The organism is Algoriphagus sp. CAU 1675 (genome assembly GCF_029222925.1).
Classification (GTDB): Bacteria; Bacteroidota; Bacteroidia; order Cytophagales; family Cyclobacteriaceae; genus Algoriphagus.
On sequence record NZ_JARHUI010000004.1, the window covers coordinates 322,968 to 337,557 of the forward strand.

Annotated in this window: 16 protein-coding genes; 6 read left to right on the forward strand and 10 right to left on the reverse strand. The window is 40.4% G+C overall.

Annotated features, from left to right (window positions below):
• Positions 1-158: 158 nt before the first annotated feature.
• The 4 genes from P2G54_RS11410 to P2G54_RS11425 all read right to left on the reverse strand — a co-directional run bounded on the left by P2G54_RS11410 (position 159) and on the right by P2G54_RS11425 (position 2,717).
• Entirely contained in the window at positions 159-788 is a 630-nt protein-coding gene (locus tag P2G54_RS11410) for a flavin reductase (RefSeq protein ID WP_275871223.1), read from the reverse strand.
• 71 nt (positions 789-859) lie between these two features.
• Positions 860-1,540, reverse strand: a complete 681-nt coding sequence (locus tag P2G54_RS11415) for an SDR family oxidoreductase (protein WP_275871225.1) — start codon at positions 1,538-1,540, stop codon at positions 860-862.
• 102 nt (positions 1,541-1,642) lie between these two features.
• Complete coding sequence (folE, locus tag P2G54_RS11420; RefSeq protein WP_275871227.1) at positions 1,643-2,347, reverse strand: GTP cyclohydrolase I FolE; 705 nt, start codon at positions 2,345-2,347, stop codon at positions 1,643-1,645.
• Positions 2,307-2,717, reverse strand: coding sequence for a 6-carboxytetrahydropterin synthase (locus tag P2G54_RS11425; RefSeq protein WP_275871229.1), 411 nt, complete (start codon positions 2,715-2,717; stop codon positions 2,307-2,309). Before P2G54_RS11425 ends, folE begins: the two co-directional genes overlap by 41 nt.
• Before the next feature lie 296 nt (positions 2,718-3,013).
• On the opposite strand from P2G54_RS11425, the gene P2G54_RS11430 reads away from it, so the two are divergent.
• The gene (locus P2G54_RS11430) at positions 3,014-3,700 is read left to right on the forward strand and encodes a murein L,D-transpeptidase catalytic domain family protein (protein WP_275871230.1); all 687 of its coding nucleotides are present in this window, start codon (positions 3,014-3,016) and stop codon (positions 3,698-3,700) included.
• On the opposite strand, the gene P2G54_RS11435 is transcribed toward P2G54_RS11430, so the two are convergent.
• From P2G54_RS11435 to P2G54_RS11450, 4 genes are read right to left on the reverse strand one after another with little or no spacing between them, the layout of a single operon-like run.
• Positions 3,701-5,335: a L,D-transpeptidase family protein gene (locus tag P2G54_RS11435; RefSeq protein WP_275871232.1), complete on the reverse strand. Its 1,635-nt coding sequence runs from the start codon at positions 5,333-5,335 to the stop codon at positions 3,701-3,703.
• 3 nt (positions 5,336-5,338) lie between these two features.
• On the reverse strand, positions 5,339-6,187 hold the full coding sequence (kdsA, locus tag P2G54_RS11440) for a 3-deoxy-8-phosphooctulonate synthase (RefSeq protein WP_275871234.1): 849 nt from the start codon (positions 6,185-6,187) through the stop codon (positions 5,339-5,341).
• A complete protein-coding gene (locus P2G54_RS11445) occupies positions 6,180-6,758 on the reverse strand; it encodes an HAD-IIIA family hydrolase (RefSeq protein ID WP_275871235.1) in 579 nt (192 codons plus the stop codon). The genes kdsA and P2G54_RS11445 overlap by 8 nt, the downstream gene beginning before the upstream one ends.
• A complete protein-coding gene (locus P2G54_RS11450; protein ID WP_275871237.1) occupies positions 6,740-8,281 on the reverse strand; it encodes a bifunctional GNAT family N-acetyltransferase/carbon-nitrogen hydrolase family protein in 1,542 nt (513 codons plus the stop codon). Before P2G54_RS11450 ends, P2G54_RS11445 begins: the two co-directional genes overlap by 19 nt.
• Before the next feature lie 166 nt (positions 8,282-8,447).
• Here P2G54_RS11450 and P2G54_RS11455 point away from each other — a divergent pair, with 166 nt between their 5' ends.
• The 3 genes from P2G54_RS11455 (at position 8,448) to P2G54_RS11465 (ending at position 12,096) form a co-directional block, all read left to right on the forward strand.
• Complete coding sequence (locus P2G54_RS11455; protein ID WP_275871238.1) at positions 8,448-9,350, forward strand: mechanosensitive ion channel domain-containing protein; 903 nt, start codon at positions 8,448-8,450, stop codon at positions 9,348-9,350.
• A gap of 45 nt (positions 9,351-9,395) precedes the next feature.
• A complete protein-coding gene (locus P2G54_RS11460; protein WP_275871240.1) occupies positions 9,396-10,322 on the forward strand; it encodes a hypothetical protein in 927 nt (308 codons plus the stop codon).
• A 103-nt stretch (positions 10,323-10,425) separates the two neighbouring features.
• Positions 10,426-12,096, forward strand: coding sequence for a Na/Pi symporter (locus tag P2G54_RS11465; RefSeq protein ID WP_275871241.1), 1,671 nt, complete (start codon positions 10,426-10,428; stop codon positions 12,094-12,096).
• Here the strand turns inward: P2G54_RS11465 and P2G54_RS11470 are convergent.
• Both P2G54_RS11470 and P2G54_RS11475 read right to left on the reverse strand, forming a co-directional pair.
• Positions 12,093-12,917 carry a universal stress protein gene (locus P2G54_RS11470; protein ID WP_275871243.1) on the reverse strand — a complete coding sequence of 275 codons (825 nt, stop codon included), beginning with the start codon at positions 12,915-12,917 and terminating at the stop codon, positions 12,093-12,095. The genes P2G54_RS11465 and P2G54_RS11470 overlap by 4 nt on opposite strands.
• Before the next feature lie 104 nt (positions 12,918-13,021).
• The gene (locus tag P2G54_RS11475) at positions 13,022-13,522 is read right to left on the reverse strand and encodes a GNAT family N-acetyltransferase (protein WP_345795473.1); all 501 of its coding nucleotides are present in this window, start codon (positions 13,520-13,522) and stop codon (positions 13,022-13,024) included.
• 35 nt (positions 13,523-13,557) lie between these two features.
• Here P2G54_RS11475 and P2G54_RS11480 point away from each other — a divergent pair, with 35 nt between their 5' ends.
• Positions 13,558-14,070 (forward strand): RidA family protein, encoded by a 513-nt coding sequence (locus P2G54_RS11480; protein ID WP_275871244.1) that lies wholly within the window; start codon positions 13,558-13,560, stop codon positions 14,068-14,070.
• A gap of 20 nt (positions 14,071-14,090) precedes the next feature.
• Positions 14,091-14,588 (forward strand): hypothetical protein, encoded by a 498-nt coding sequence (locus tag P2G54_RS11485; RefSeq protein WP_275871246.1) that lies wholly within the window; start codon positions 14,091-14,093, stop codon positions 14,586-14,588.
• Positions 14,589-14,590: the final 2 nt, after the last annotated feature.

A 14,590-nucleotide genomic window follows, 5' to 3' on the forward strand; every position in this document is an offset into this window, starting at 1 on the left:
CTTTGGGGAAGAACAGGCTACAATCAAAAAATAGCATGGAAAAAGGATCAGACAACTTTTCAATAAGTATCTCACTACAAAATCATTAAATAAAGAGACCTACAAGAAAATTAAAAATTCTCTCAATTTCGAATTGGGTGGTATAATTGATTTAGAGTTCAAATCTCTTCAACTTCTTTAGACGGCTTTGCATAGTGCAACCTTGCCAATCTGTTTCCAAGGTGATATTCATCCAAGCCGGATACTGTCACGGTTTCCAATACATTCAAATCTAACGAACCATCATCCCGAAGACCTTTTTCCTCAACATAGATATGATCAATACTGGCCACCACAAGAACGGTTTGATTGACTTGTAGAGTTTGGGTTTCAACCAGAGAACAGCCCAATCCAACAGGACTGCCCTGTACATACGGCGCGAAAAATCCATTTCGATATTCTTCCTGAAGCCCTGTCTTTTCAAATTCAGAGCCTTCCCATCTTGCACTTGTCCAATGGGCTTTTTTATAAAAGGCCGCCCCTACTTGATTAATCGTAAAACTGGAAGTTTCCAAAATATTTTCTAGGGTATCTCTTTTTACAGTATGAGGTCTAAACAAAACTCCAATCAATGGGGGACTCGCCCCTATGTGAAACACCTGAGAAAAAAGAGCGAGGTTACTCAAACCTTTTGAATTTTTGGTTCCAATAAGGTTTAAGCTTTTATAACCTGAAAGACAATTGATCAGATTCTTCCGGAAAAAAGAATCCGAGCACAAAATTTCCTCTTTGCTAAAATATTTATTCACTTTCGTCCATTTAACTATTCCAAACCCTTCAAAAAACCAATAAATGAATTTCTGTTTGAAGGTGTTTTAACCTATTTGAGGTTGGAGATGCCACCATCTACATGTAGCACTTGCCCAGTCATCCATGATGATTTGGAGGAAAGCAAGAAATGTGTAGCCTCGGCAATATCCAAAGGATTCCCAATTCTCCCCAGAGGATGCCGTTTTCCGGAGGCTTCTCTTTTTTCTTCATTGGAAAGTAATGCAGAAGCTAAAGGAGTATCGGTCAAAGATGGAGCTATGGCATTTACTCGGATTTTGGACGGAGCCCATTCTGCTGCCAGAGATCTGCACAAACCTTCTATGGCTCCTTTGGATGATGCTATGCCCGAATGAAAGCCCATTCCTGTTTGAACAGCAACCGTGCTAAAAAGAACTACCGATGCTGAATCTGACCTTTTAAGCCCTTTCAAACAGGCTTGAAGTACTCTTATTGCACCAAAAAAATTAACATCCATTTCATTCTGAAAATCCTGAATTGAAATCCTATGGAAAGGTTTTAGATTGATGGTACCTGGGAAATAAACCAGCCCATCTACCACATCCGGTAATTCTGGCAATTCCAAAAATTCTTTCGTCACATCAAATTGATGAGTTCCTACACCACTTTTTGAATACTTATAAACATTAGCTCCTGATGCTTGAAGTAATTCAGAGGTAGCCAATCCAATCCCTGAGTTTCCCCCAATAAGGACAATATTCTTTCCTTTCATAATTCATAAATTTTAAGTGAAAGCTTTTGTGAAAGGAATTTGTTTAAATAAAAAAAACCGGAAGAAAATCCGGTTTTAAGAAGACTCGATATTTCTAGCCTATTATTTTTCTAAGTTGATATACCTCAAAAACTCATTTCTGGCCTGTTCATCTCTTTCAAACTTACCTGAATAAAACGAGGTCACGGTGGAGCTGTTGGTGTCATTCACACCTCTTGAGCTCACACACATATGATAGGCATCCATGATCACAGCCACATCCTCGGTACCCAAAGCCTCCTTAAGTTCATTGCCTATCTGCATGGTCAAGCGCTCTTGAACTTGGGGTCTTTTGGAATAATACTGAACGATTCTATTGATTTTAGAAAGTCCAATCACATTTCCATTGGAAATATAGGCTACGTGAGCCCGACCATAAATAGGCACGAAATGATGCTCGCAATGAGAATGAAAAGTGATGTCCTTTTCCACAAGCATTTCATTGTACTTGTATTTGTTTTCGAAAAGTTTTGCTGCTGGCTTATTCTTTGGATTAAGCCCACTAAAAACTTCCTTTACATACATTTTCGCCACCCTGTGGGGAGTACCTTTCAAGCTATCGTCTGTGAGGTCCAGCCCTAAAACATGCATAATTTCCCGAAAATGCTTCTCGATAAGCTCAATCTTGAGGTTATCATCCATTTCGAAGGCATCTTCCCGGAGAGGAGTTTCTAAGGATGTCCCCACATGATCCTCTCCAATTTCCTCGAGTGTCTCGCGGGATATATTAATTCCCATCGTATTCAACAAAGTTCCTTTCTGTTTCATAAAGCCGAATCTTTAATTCGAATTTCCGATCAATTTCCCTCCTCAAAATATTCCAAATAACCACTGCAATGTTTTCGGCTGTGGGGCTGAGATTTTTGAATTCATCGGTATCCAAGTTTAGGTTTTTGTGGTCAAATTTCTTTATCACGTATTCTTTGATCAGGTCACTAAGCACCTTCAAATCAAATACATACCCTGTTTCGGGGTCAATTTCCCCTCGTAGGGATACAACCAACTCATAATTATGTCCATGAAAATTGGGGTTATTGCATTTTCCAAAAACAGCCTCGTTCTTTTCATCAGACCAGGCTTGGTTGTAAAGCCTGTGAGCAGCATTAAAGTGCTCCTTTCTATATACGGATACTTTCATTTCTTGTCTTGAACAGGCGACACTTTCTTTTTGTTTAATATTCCCGGTTATTTATTTGAACAAAACCAAAAATATATTCTCTAATCCTGTCGTGCCATGAACCTGCTGCAAAATTAGGCATAAATGATTCCTAGCCCAATTGGATTATTTTTTTATCAATAATGGAACGAATTACCCATCTTCTATAGTTCCTTTCCTGACAAGTAAAATCTAACTGACTTGATGCTAAGTTTCTGAAAAGTAGAAATTTAAAATTAAGAACCTTCAGGAAAATTTCACCTAATCACCCAACCACTATGCTACCACCACAAATTGCAGTACTCATCCTGGGATTAATGGGTTCACCCGAACCTGCAATTAAGGAAAACACCACCATTATTAATGAAATAAAAGATCCAGTCATCGAAATGTATGATGAACTGGTTTCCAACACTGACGAAGCCCCTTCGCCCGAAGTATTTCGCTTGGCCATGGAAGGATACCAAAAGCTCAGTAATGAGCTTAAGAATCAAACCTTGACAATTATTGATTTCAGCTTGCCATCAACCGAAAAAAGAATGTGGATCATTGATCCAATTAAGGCTGAGGTATTGCTTCATTCGGTAGTTTCCCATGGAAGAAATTCCGGAGACTTGATGGCGGTTAGGTTCTCCAACAAGCCACAATCCTATCAAAGCAGTTTGGGTTTTTATAAGACCGCTGAAACCTATCAGGGAAAACACGGCTACTCTCTAAGATTGGACGGGCTTGAAAAAGGCTTCAACGATCAGGCAAGAAACAGGGCCATTGTAATTCATGGAGCAGATTATGCCCAAGAGAATTTTGCCAAATCTGTGGGAAGATTGGGAAGAAGCTTAGGATGTCCTGCGCTTCCTCCACACTTATCAGCACAAGCTATCAATTTAATAAAAGAAGGTTCTTTATTGTTCATTTTCGGAGACGATGAGAACTACCTGAACCAGTCAATGCTTCTTCAGCCTTGATTAGAAATTAAGTAGGGATCGTAATTCCTCATCTCGGTTATAAATGTCCGGCCTAAAATGTGGCTGGCCATTTGTATCCGCCCAAAAAGTCAAATAGACAATCAATACCGGGATATTTTTTTGAAGATTGACAATTTGCTCTTTTCCCTGGTTCATTGCCTCCTCTATATTTTCAGAGGTCCATTCCTCCATGTCATCCAGTAAAATCTGCGCAAACTGAAAAGGATCCTGCATTCGGATACAACCATGGCTGAAAGTCCTTACTTCTCTATCAAATAAGTGTTTTCCCGGGGTATCATGAAGATAGACATTGTACCTGTTTGGGAACATAAACTTGACCAAACCAAGAGAATTAAAAGTTCCGGGCTTTTGGCGGATCAAATAGGGAAATGGCCTTTGAGCCCAATTTATCTGGGAGTTGGGAACTACCGTTCCAGATCCTGTCACCACTTCCATATGATTCCTGGATAGGTAATCAGAATTTCTTCTAATCGCAGGAATAACCTCATTCCTTGCAATTGAGGGAGGAATATTCCAATAGGGGCTGAAAACGATATATCGCATTGCAGCTGTAAATACCGGCGATTGATTTTTATAGGTTCCTACAATCACTCTGGTTGAAAAAATAGTATCTGTTGGAGATCTATAATCCAGTCGGAAGTTGGGAATGTTGATTAAAATCAGATCACTTTGAAAAAAACTATTCGGAATCCAACGAAGGCGCTCCAGGTTGATCGCCGCTTTTTGCATCAGATCCACGGGGGATTCATTCAGCGCGGACAAAGTCAGCTTGCCTAAAATCCCATCCGCTTCAAGACCTTTGGCCAATTGATAGTTCTTGACGGATTCAAATAGTAAGGAATCATAGTCTCGGGATTCCAATTCCATATTTTCCCCCAAATACCCCCAAAAACCCAACCTTTCACGGACAGTTGGAATTTGACTGTTTGATTCTCCAACTTTGATGGATTTATCGGTTTTTAGAGGTTTCCAATTTAAATCATCCCCCTTAGCCTTTTCTTCCAATTCCCTGATCACTTCCCTTCCTTTCCTGTAGGCTGGGTATTCAGGATATAGTTTTTCGAGACCCTCCCGAATACTTTGCGACTGAATCGACTCATTCAGTAAGTCTGCATAATTTGCTGTCTGTGGCTTTCTGGGGATATCCCAACTTACCTTCAGTCTGGAAGGGTCTACTTTTCCCCTATCCAAATGTGAGGCCAGCAAGAAATAAGCATCACTTAGAAACAATTCCAATTCCGCAAGATCAGTCAAACTATTAGAAACACCTGATTTCTGATTGGACTCAAAAGCTTCAAAAAATGTCTCTATGATCCCTAAATGGTAGGCTTCAGGGTTCAGTCCATCGTATTTCGCCTGACGGATTTCAAATCGCATTTCATAGGCCAACTCATTCAGTAAACCGTTTTCTGACCAAACAGGTGTGAAGTTTCTATCCGCGTAAAATCGAAAGGTTTCCCCAGTCTTTTGAATTGGCACCCCACTTAAATTCAGCTTGCCTTCTTCAGGGGCTTGTTCAAGATTGAATCGGATTTGCTCAGAAAGATCCTGTGCACTGACACTGGTATAAATCAGCACGCAAAGGAATAACAAAAAAATTGAGCGAAGCTTCATTGATTATTGAACTTGAAAATCCTGATATTTTCTTCCCAGTACCCAAGACTCCTTCAACATGGCTAGGAAATCGCCCATTCTATGTAAGGGGATTAGATTGGGGCCATCACTAAGCGCTTTAGCCGGTTCAGGGTGCGTTTCGATAAAAAACCCATCAATTCCTGTTGCAGCAGCAGCTCTGGCCAAAATGGGAGCAAATTCCCGCTGTCCCCCACTGCTACCACCCTGTCCACCGGGCTGCTGCACAGAATGGGTGATATCAAAAACAACCGGAGCAAATTGCCGCATAATAGGCAAGCCCCTCATATCGACAACCAAATTATGGTACCCCAGAGAAAATCCGCGTTCAGTCAGACAAACATTATCATTGCCTGTAGACCGAATTTTATCCACCGCATATTTCATGTCCTCAGGAGCCATAAACTGCCCCCTTTTTATTTTGACTGCCTTTCCAGTTTTCCCCGCAGCAATCAATAAATCAGTCTGCCGGCATAGAAATGCAGGAATCTGCAGCACATCTACAACTTGGGCAACTTCCTCAGCTTGATAACTTTCATGGATATCCGTAACCAAAGGTACATTCAAGGCCTTTCCAACTCTTTCCAGCACCTCCAGAGATTTATCCATTCCTATGCTTCTAAAAGAGGAACTTGAAGTCCTGTTGGCTTTGTCAAAGGAAGCTTTGAAAACATAGGAAAACCCTTGCTCCTCAGCCCAAGCTTTGACCTTTGTTCCAATTTCCAGACATATATCATAGCTTTCTACCGCACACGGTCCGGCAAACAAAACTGGCTTATCACCGCCTAAAATCACATCATCAGTGATTTTCATGGGCTGGGTATTTCTATTCATCATCTTTTTTTGTAAAGGTCTCAACCAAGGGAGCCAATCTCCCTTTGGCATGTAAAATCAAATCTGAAACTTCTCTGAACACTCCTTTTCCTCCTGCAATAGAAGAAACATAATCTGCATGAGGTTTCACATAAAACAAGCCATCAGAAGGAACCACAGAGAATCCAACTCGGCTCATAATCGGTAAATCAATCAAATCATCTCCAATGTAGGCCACCTCACTGAGCTGAATTTCCAATGTTTCAAGGACTTCATCTAATTTCTTTCCCTTGTCCTTGATGCCATGGTAATGAAAATCAAATCGTAATTCCTCACATCTGTTTTCTACCACTTTGGAATTTCTGCCGGTTATGGCTCCAACCATTACCCCATTTTTCCGGAGGTGCTGCACGATCAATCCGTCTTTGACATTGTACTTTTTGTACTCCGTCCCCAAGTCATCATAAATAATTCCCCCATCCGTCAAAACCCCGTCCACATCTGTTACCAGGAGTTTGATTTTTGAAGCTTTTTCCAAGACTTCTTGTGACACACCGCTAAAATATTCACGGATTATTTTTTCTGTTTCCATTGAATCGAATATAGATCTAATCTTCTTTGCTCAAGATTTCTTACGCTTCCTGCTTTTCGCTGCTTGGTCAACAGGTCAAGATCCACATCTGCCACAATAGTGGTTTCGGCATTTTCTGAAGCCTGAGCTACTATGGAGTCATGCGGGAAAGAAAAATCAGAGGGTGAATAAATCGCTGCCTGTGAATACTGGATATCCATATTCTCCACTTTTGGAAGATTTCCTACGGACCCTGTAATCGCCACATAGCATTCATTTTCTATTGCCCTTGATTTTGCACAGGTACTGACCCGAAGGAAGGCGTTTTTAGTATCCGTCCAGAAAGGAACAAAAAGAATGTCCATATCCTGTTCAGCTAGAATTCTTCCCAATTCAGGGAATTCCACATCATAACAAATCAAGATCCCAATTCTACCCGCATCGGTATCAAAAACATGAATTCCATTACCACCTTGAAGTCCCCAATAGGACGCTTCATCCGGAGTAATGTGAAGTTTATATTGTTTGGCCTGTGTTCCGTCCCTTCTGCAGAGATAACTCACGTTTCGCAAGCGCTTTCCATCGTATTCCGGCATAGATCCTGCAATTATATTCACGTTGTAGGAAACCGCCAGATCACTCATTCTACTTACGATTTCGTCAGTATAGTCCGCAAGATTCCGAATCGCTTCAGAAGCATCCATATCATTAAACTCGGCCAAAAGCGGCGCATTGAAAAATTCCGGAAGCAAACAAAAGTCGGACTTGTATCCCGAAACCGTATCCACAAAAAACTCCACCTGCTGCATCAAGTCATCCACATTTGAAAAGCGGCGCATTTTCCACTGAACCAGACCCAACCGAACGATTGATTTTTTGTTCCCAATTAGCTTTTCATCCTTCTCATAATAGATGTTGATCCACTCCAACAAGGTGGCATAGGCCCGGGAATCGGTGTCTTCAGGAAGATACTTTGTTATCACCTTTCGAACGTGAAATTCATTGGCCAACTGAAAAGAAAGTACAGGATCGAAAATCTCCTTATTCTTTACCAAGTCAATGTATTTTCGAGGAGTCATTTCATCCGCATACTTTGAGTATCCGGGGATTCGACCGCCTGCAATGATGGATCTGAGATTCAGGTTTTCACAAAGTTCCTTTCTGGCATCGTAGAGTCGACGTCCCAATCTCATCCCCCGATAGTCAACATGTACAAAAACATCCGTACCGTACAGCGTATCCCCGTCTTCATCATGGGTATCAAACTTGCCGTATCCCGTTATTTGATCATAGGTATGGTTATCCCCAAACTTGGCATAATCGACGATGATACTTAAAGCGGCAGCCACTACTTTTCCATTGTCTTCAATACAAATCTGCCCTTCAGGGAAAACCTTTAGTTGATTCTTAAGTTCCTGTTTTGTCAGGGCTCCGATTTTATTTTTGTAAATGGAAGCCATGATCTCGCGGATATCCTCATAATCAGACAGTTTTATGTTTCGAAGTCTAAGTCTGTGTTCGAGCTCTTCCCTTTGCTTACTCATGCATCAAAATTAATTAATATCAATCAAAAATTTCACAAAACTTAAAACAACAAGCCCAAAACAGAATTTTATATTGATTTCAATAAGAAATTGAAAATTAAGAGATTTGGCCTTTAGATTGTGAATATTTTTAAGTTCGAATTTCGACAAAGTACTTAGAAAATCTATGCAAAGCACCATAAATCAAGCTCCAGAACCCCAACAATTTGATTTCTTTTCCTGGTTGGAAAAAATCCTTAATTCAAGTCTTTTTAACCTTGGCGACAACAAATTAACCCTAGGCTTAATCCTAACTCTGATCATTTCTTTTACTTTGCTTTTTATCCTAGCAGAATGGCTTAGGAGATTCTTGGTCAACAAAATCCTGACCCGCTACCACATGACTTTGGGAACCCGGCAATCTATCGGCACCATGGTCAAATATTTATTGGTATTCGCAGGTGTCTTTTCCATACTCCAAACCAACGGAATAGATCTTAGTGCATTCGGTGTTTTGGCTGGAGCTATCGGTGTAGGTATTGGTTTTGGTCTTCAGAACGTCACCAACAACTTCATCAGTGGGTTGATCATCCTGTTTGAGAGACCTATCAAAATTGGAGACCGAATTGAGGTAGGGAATGTGAACGGGGACGTAGTGAAAATATCGGCAAGATCTACAATGATAGTCACCAATGATAATATTACCATTATTGTGCCCAATAGTCAGTTTATCGATAGTGAAGTGATCAACTGGTCCCATAGTGACCGAATGGTAAGATTTAATTTCCCGGTTGGGGTAGCTTATAAAGAAGATCCCGAAAAGGTAAGGCAAATCCTTTTGGAAGTTGCTAATTCAAACCCTGGAGTTTTGAACCATCCCGAATCAGATGTATTATTTGAAGAATACGGGGACAATAGTATTAATTTCAACTTAAGAGTATGGACCTCTGAATATATCAACAAACCCAAAGTATTGAAAAGCCAGCTTTACTTTGAAATTTTCAAAAAATTCAAGGAAAACGATGTAGAAATCCCTTTCCCTCAACGAGATTTGCACCTTAGGTCCGGGTTTGAAAATTTTAAAATTTAAATTATTTTTCAACCAGAGGCCTATTTGTGAAGGGGTAGAAACAAAATGAAAAAGCTTTTTATCATATTATTTTTAATTTTTTTGCTGGGTGAGATTAAGGCACAAAGCTTTTATAGATATCGTTTTGAGGAACCATGGTCTATTTCTGCAGGATTAGGACCTACTCAGTATTTTGGGGAATTGTACTCCTTTTGGAAATACAATGAGGGAGTTCAGCCGGATTGGCATGCCAACTTTTCCATCAATTATGTCTTCGGTACCCATCTCAAAGCCCGACTGGAAGGAACTTATTATAAAATGTCCGGACATGATTTACCTTCAGATCCAAGGGCATACCGGACTCCAAGAAATTTGTTTTTCAGGGCAAAAAATTGGGAAGGGACAGGGATTATTGAATACTACTGGCATCCGGTCAAAGTAAACAACATCACCCGCCATCTCTGGAATCCGTACATCTTTTTCGGTTTGGGAATGTCCACCAACAATCCCGAGACAAAACTCCGTGGGGAATGGGTGGATTTGAGACCTTACCAGTTGGAAAACAATCCCTATGAGCGCTACATCTTGGTATTCCCAATGGGATTGGGGTTCAAATACAAACTGAATGTATACATGGATTTAAAGTTTGAAGGAAATTACCGCTTCACTCTTACGGATTACATGGATGACATATCCGCCTACAATGTCAATGAATTTTACCTTGATTTGGTAGAGGACTATCTGGACGGAAGCAATCCTGACCGCCTCCGATTAGCAATTCGAAACCCTGATTTCATCTTAGAAAGTGGGGAGCCAAATGTACCTAAAATCCTTCAAAACAATGGAAGAATCCGTCGGGGATCGGGATTACAACACCGGTATGATGGATACATGACCGTGAGTTTGGGATTGGAAATCTACTTGTCTGAGGACATTTTTGACAACTGGATATTCAGAGACAGGATTTACGAAAAACGATTCAGATTCTGGTAAAATCCATTCCTTCAGATTTTTTATTTGAGAAGGTATCCCCTAATTTCCTAATGGCATTGATCCATTTAAACCATTGGGCCGATTGAGGCAAAATCCTGAATTTATGACCAACTTCAGCTTTTGGGAATTTCTGGCAGGGTTAGGGATATTTCTTTTGGGCATGAGCCAAATGGAATCCGGACTAAAAGAACTTGCCGGAAAATCCTTTCGGAATCTCTTAAGGAAATTTACTTCCCAAACCTGGAAGGGTATCTTGACAGGCATCATGATCACGGCTGTTTTGCAAAGCAGTTCTCTGGTAACCTTGATGGTGCTTGCATTTTTAGGCGCAGGACTGATCAACCTGAAAAATTCTATAGGGGTAATCCTAGGAACCAATTTGGGTACAACGGTGACATCTTGGTTGGTTTTGACCGTTGGGTTTAAAGTAAGCATAGCTGCTTTTGCATTCCCTTTAGTTGCCTTTGGGGCATTGGTATCGATTCTGCTCAAAAATAGACCAAGCATCAAGAATACGGGTGTTTTAATCCTAGGCTTTGGATTCCTATTTTATGGGCTCGACTTGATGAAAAACTCAATCAGTGACCTTGCCACCCAATTTGAACTGTCTTCCCTTTCTGGATTGAACATTCTTGTTTTTTTACTGATAGGAGTATTGCTAACGGCCCTAATTCAATCAAGTTCTGCTACCACGGTCATTCTTCTCAGTGCCCTGAATTCCAATATCCTTGGATTGGAGCAGGCAGCTGCAGCCACTATTGGGGCCAACATTGGCACTACCATAACAGTAATTATGGGTGCTATTGGTGGTACTCCGGACAAGAAAAGACTCGCGTTGGTTCACTTTTTATTTAACCTGATCACTGCTTCGCTAATCCTTCCCTTTTTAACTCCCTTGATCGATTGGGCATCTTCAGGTTGGGGGAAAAACGACCCTCTGACCACATTGGCCCTTTTCAACACTTCCTTTAATTTAATTGGGGTACTATTGTTTCTTCCCTTAACTGGGATTTTGGAAAAAAATGTCAAAAAGCGCTTTGTCAGCAAGGATGAAAAAATCAGTACCGTATATATCCATAAAGTGGATATAAATGTACCCGAAGCAGCGATTAAAGCTTTGGAAAACGAACTGGCGATCGTCTATGAAAAAACAAAAGTATTCATTGAAAATGTCCTAGGGATCAAAAAAGAAAAAGTCAATCAATATTCCCTCTGGGACAAATTTCTCGGGCAACCCTTCGAAATGATTCGTAATTATAATGAAATCAAAATATTGGAAGACGAGATCACAGAATACCATATCCGACTTCAGGGCGCCAAAATCAGTGAAATAGAAGCTAAAAAAGTCACTTCTCTGATGCTTTCCCTTCGTCTGATGATCTTTGCAGCAAAAGCCTTCAAGGATATTTACCATAATCTTCAGGCCATGAAAGAAGCTGAAAGGGGGCTCCCTCAAAGGCTCTTGTCAGATATTCAGAAAATATCCAAAACCTACCTAAAAGAAATAGACCGGATGAAGAATCAACCTGACTCCCCGGATGATTTTCCAGCTTGGATCAAAAATATGGAATTGAAATCTGATAAAATGATTGAGGAAATGTTTGGGGAAGCAAAAAGCCACAAAACCGACATTCCCTTTTCAACACTTACCAATGTCATCAAGGAATTTCTCAGAGGCTTACAAAATTTGGGTGCCTCAGTGATTCACTGGAGACACCCAATTAATGAAGTGCTGGATTATTCGAACAATAGTAAAAACCCGTATGAAAATTAAATCTTAATACTCAGCACTCCCAAGTCCCCTTTAAACAAGACTGTTTCAGTTGTGGTGATTCGGTAAGCAGGGCTTGACTCATGGTGCCCAGATACCAAAGCTACCCAGTTGATTGCAGCTTCGGAGGCAAAAGAAATGATACCAGTTTCAGGATCCTTCTCATTGAAGGTATGTTGATGGAAGACAATCTCCTCATTACCCTTTTGGAAAGCATCCATTCCTTTTTTGATTTCATCAGAAGAAGTAAACTTATCCGGAGTATTGATAAACAAGAGGTGTACACTTGCCTTGAAGGCTTTGACCAATTGCTTTACTTTATCAAAGGCCACCTTATCTTTTCCGTCAAAAACGGAGGCAAAAGCCAATTTTCTAAAATCATTTCCATCCAATGCCTTTTTCACTGCCAAGACGGGGCAAGTGGATTTCCTCAATACTTTCTGAAGTGTTGAGCCGATAAATTTACCCTCTGAATATCCTTTTCCATAGGCTCCCATTATAATCAGGTCGGCATTGGACTCCTCGATTACACGCAGGATAATTTCATTTGGGACACCGATCCGCACTACTTGTTCTATGGTAGCCTTTGCAGGGGCGACCTCATGAATATAGTCAGGTAATATTCTCTCCGCCTCCTCTTTTTCCTCCAATAAATCGGGATATTTCATTTTGGCTTCATCGGAAAGTTTATCCCAATCTATTTCAGAGGGAATCACAGTGATACAAATAATCTTCGCGTTAGACTTTACACTTATCTTTTGGGCTGTCTTAAGCGCAGCCAATGAATAAGTTGAAAAATCAAAGGGAACAACGATGGTTTTCATGGCCGGTAAGTTTTGATTAATACCCTAATTTCCAAAATACATACCTGAATTACTTTGAAAATAATCAACCGATTCCCTGATAAAAATCAGTAAAGAGAGCAGACTTAAATATCCAACTCCATTTTGGTATCACAGCGCACATATTTTCCTTCCTCAATACATGCAGCTTGAAAACCTAATTTTTTATAGATTTTCAAGGCTGGCCCCAATTTAGAATGGCTATATAAAATGACTTTTTTGGCTCCCATTTCCCTGGCTTTTTGAATAATAGCCTTTCCCAAAATCATCCCGATACCCCGACCTTGGGCTTTTTTGGACACACCCATTTTAATCAGTTCATAAGTGGTCTCATTTACTTTGGCAAGGCCTACTGTACCCAAAATTTCGTCTCCTGATTTAGCAAAAATAATCGCGCCTCCCTGATCAATGATGTTCTCTTTGGGGTGCTCTAACTGGGCTCTATCAAAAGCTTCCAATGAAAACAATTCCTCCACCCATTCTTTATTGATGGATTCGAAAGCAGGTTGGAGTTCGGGACGGAAGGGTATTATTTCTATGGTTTGCATCTTGAAGTTTTCAGGATTGATGGGTAAAATTAAAAACAATCCATTAGTTTAGAACTCATTAAACTTCGAATGCCATGAAAATTAAAATCCTCCTCTTTTCGGTTTTTATCTTAGGATGTTCTTTTCAAGCCTCAATGGCTCAAAGCCCTGAGCAGAAATTAAAGGAATTGGGTCTGGAAATCCCTGAAATAAGTCAGCCAATGGCCAATTATGTTAAATGGAAACAAGTTGGAAATATGCTGTATCTGGCAGGAAATGGACCAGATGTATTTGGAAAAGTAGGAGCTGATTTGACGCCTGAAGAAGGCTATCAAGCTGCCAGGGAAACCGGACTTGAAATCATTGCCGTTTTAAAGGCCGCTACCGGAGATCTAAGCAAAATCAAACAGTTTGTCAAAGTTTTGGGAATGGTCAATTCAACCCCGGATTTTACTGGACATCCAGCTGTGATCAATGGTTTTTCGGACCTGATGGTGGAAGTTTTTGGTGAAAAAGGAAAACATGCTCGTTCAGCCGTTGGAGTCGCTGCTTTACCCAACAATATCGCCGTGGAGATCGAGGTAATTGTGGAGCTGGAAGAACAATGATTAGCTTTTTAATCATTTTAATGAACCTATCATTTATCCTTCATTTACAGGATGATAAGACATTTCAGGCTGATTATATTTTTATAGACGGTTTGGCTTTCCACCAACAAGGAGTCAAAGGAATATTTGAAAATTATGGACCGACCAAATTTTCAAACACAAACTATGAATGCGGATTCTTTTCAAATGAAGAGCAGGGAAAAACTTTCTATGAACTGATCTACAAACAGGTGACTTGGATTGGCAATAATGAGGAAGGATTTTTGGCTGAATTGGTCCGATTTGATCCTGAAGGCCGAATGAAATGGAGCTACAAAGGAATTGAACTCAGTGGCAAAAGCACCCAAAAAGAAATAGAAAGCTTCATGGACAAATCAGCAGAACCCATTAAATTTTCTGGGCGAGATGATGATAATCTTTTTTCTGTAGGGGGGTATTTCCAGGATGCCGATGATGGATTTTTCTTGTTACTGAAGCAGGGATATCTCATCGAATTCCACTATTGGAGTCCCTGTTAAGG

What these genes read in the sequence shown, in the direction of transcription:
- P2G54_RS11415 (WP_275871225.1), bottom strand. Translation starts at nt 1,540, where the DNA reads ATGAAAGGAAAGAATATTGTCCTTATTGGGGGAAACTCAGGGATTGGA.
- folE (WP_275871227.1), bottom strand. Translation starts at nt 2,347, where the DNA reads ATGAAACAGAAAGGAACTTTGTTGAATACGATGGGAATTAATATATCC.
- P2G54_RS11425 (WP_275871229.1), bottom strand. Translation starts at nt 2,717, where the DNA reads ATGAAAGTATCCGTATATAGAAAGGAGCACTTTAATGCTGCTCACAGG.
- P2G54_RS11430 (WP_275871230.1), top strand. Translation starts at nt 3,014, where the DNA reads ATGCTACCACCACAAATTGCAGTACTCATCCTGGGATTAATGGGTTCA.
- P2G54_RS11435 (WP_275871232.1), bottom strand. Translation starts at nt 5,335, where the DNA reads ATGAAGCTTCGCTCAATTTTTTTGTTATTCCTTTGCGTGCTGATTTAT.
- kdsA (WP_275871234.1), bottom strand. Translation starts at nt 6,187, where the DNA reads ATGAATAGAAATACCCAGCCCATGAAAATCACTGATGATGTGATTTTA.
- P2G54_RS11445 (WP_275871235.1), bottom strand. Translation starts at nt 6,758, where the DNA reads ATGGAAACAGAAAAAATAATCCGTGAATATTTTAGCGGTGTGTCACAA.
- P2G54_RS11450 (WP_275871237.1), bottom strand. Translation starts at nt 8,281, where the DNA reads ATGAGTAAGCAAAGGGAAGAGCTCGAACACAGACTTAGACTTCGAAAC.
- P2G54_RS11455 (WP_275871238.1), top strand. Translation starts at nt 8,448, where the DNA reads ATGCAAAGCACCATAAATCAAGCTCCAGAACCCCAACAATTTGATTTC.
- P2G54_RS11460 (WP_275871240.1), top strand. Translation starts at nt 9,396, where the DNA reads ATGAAAAAGCTTTTTATCATATTATTTTTAATTTTTTTGCTGGGTGAG.
- P2G54_RS11465 (WP_275871241.1), top strand. Translation starts at nt 10,426, where the DNA reads ATGACCAACTTCAGCTTTTGGGAATTTCTGGCAGGGTTAGGGATATTT.
- P2G54_RS11470 (WP_275871243.1), bottom strand. Translation starts at nt 12,917, where the DNA reads ATGAAAACCATCGTTGTTCCCTTTGATTTTTCAACTTATTCATTGGCT.
- P2G54_RS11480 (WP_275871244.1), top strand. Translation starts at nt 13,558, where the DNA reads ATGAAAATTAAAATCCTCCTCTTTTCGGTTTTTATCTTAGGATGTTCT.
- P2G54_RS11485 (WP_275871246.1), top strand. Translation starts at nt 14,091, where the DNA reads ATGAACCTATCATTTATCCTTCATTTACAGGATGATAAGACATTTCAG.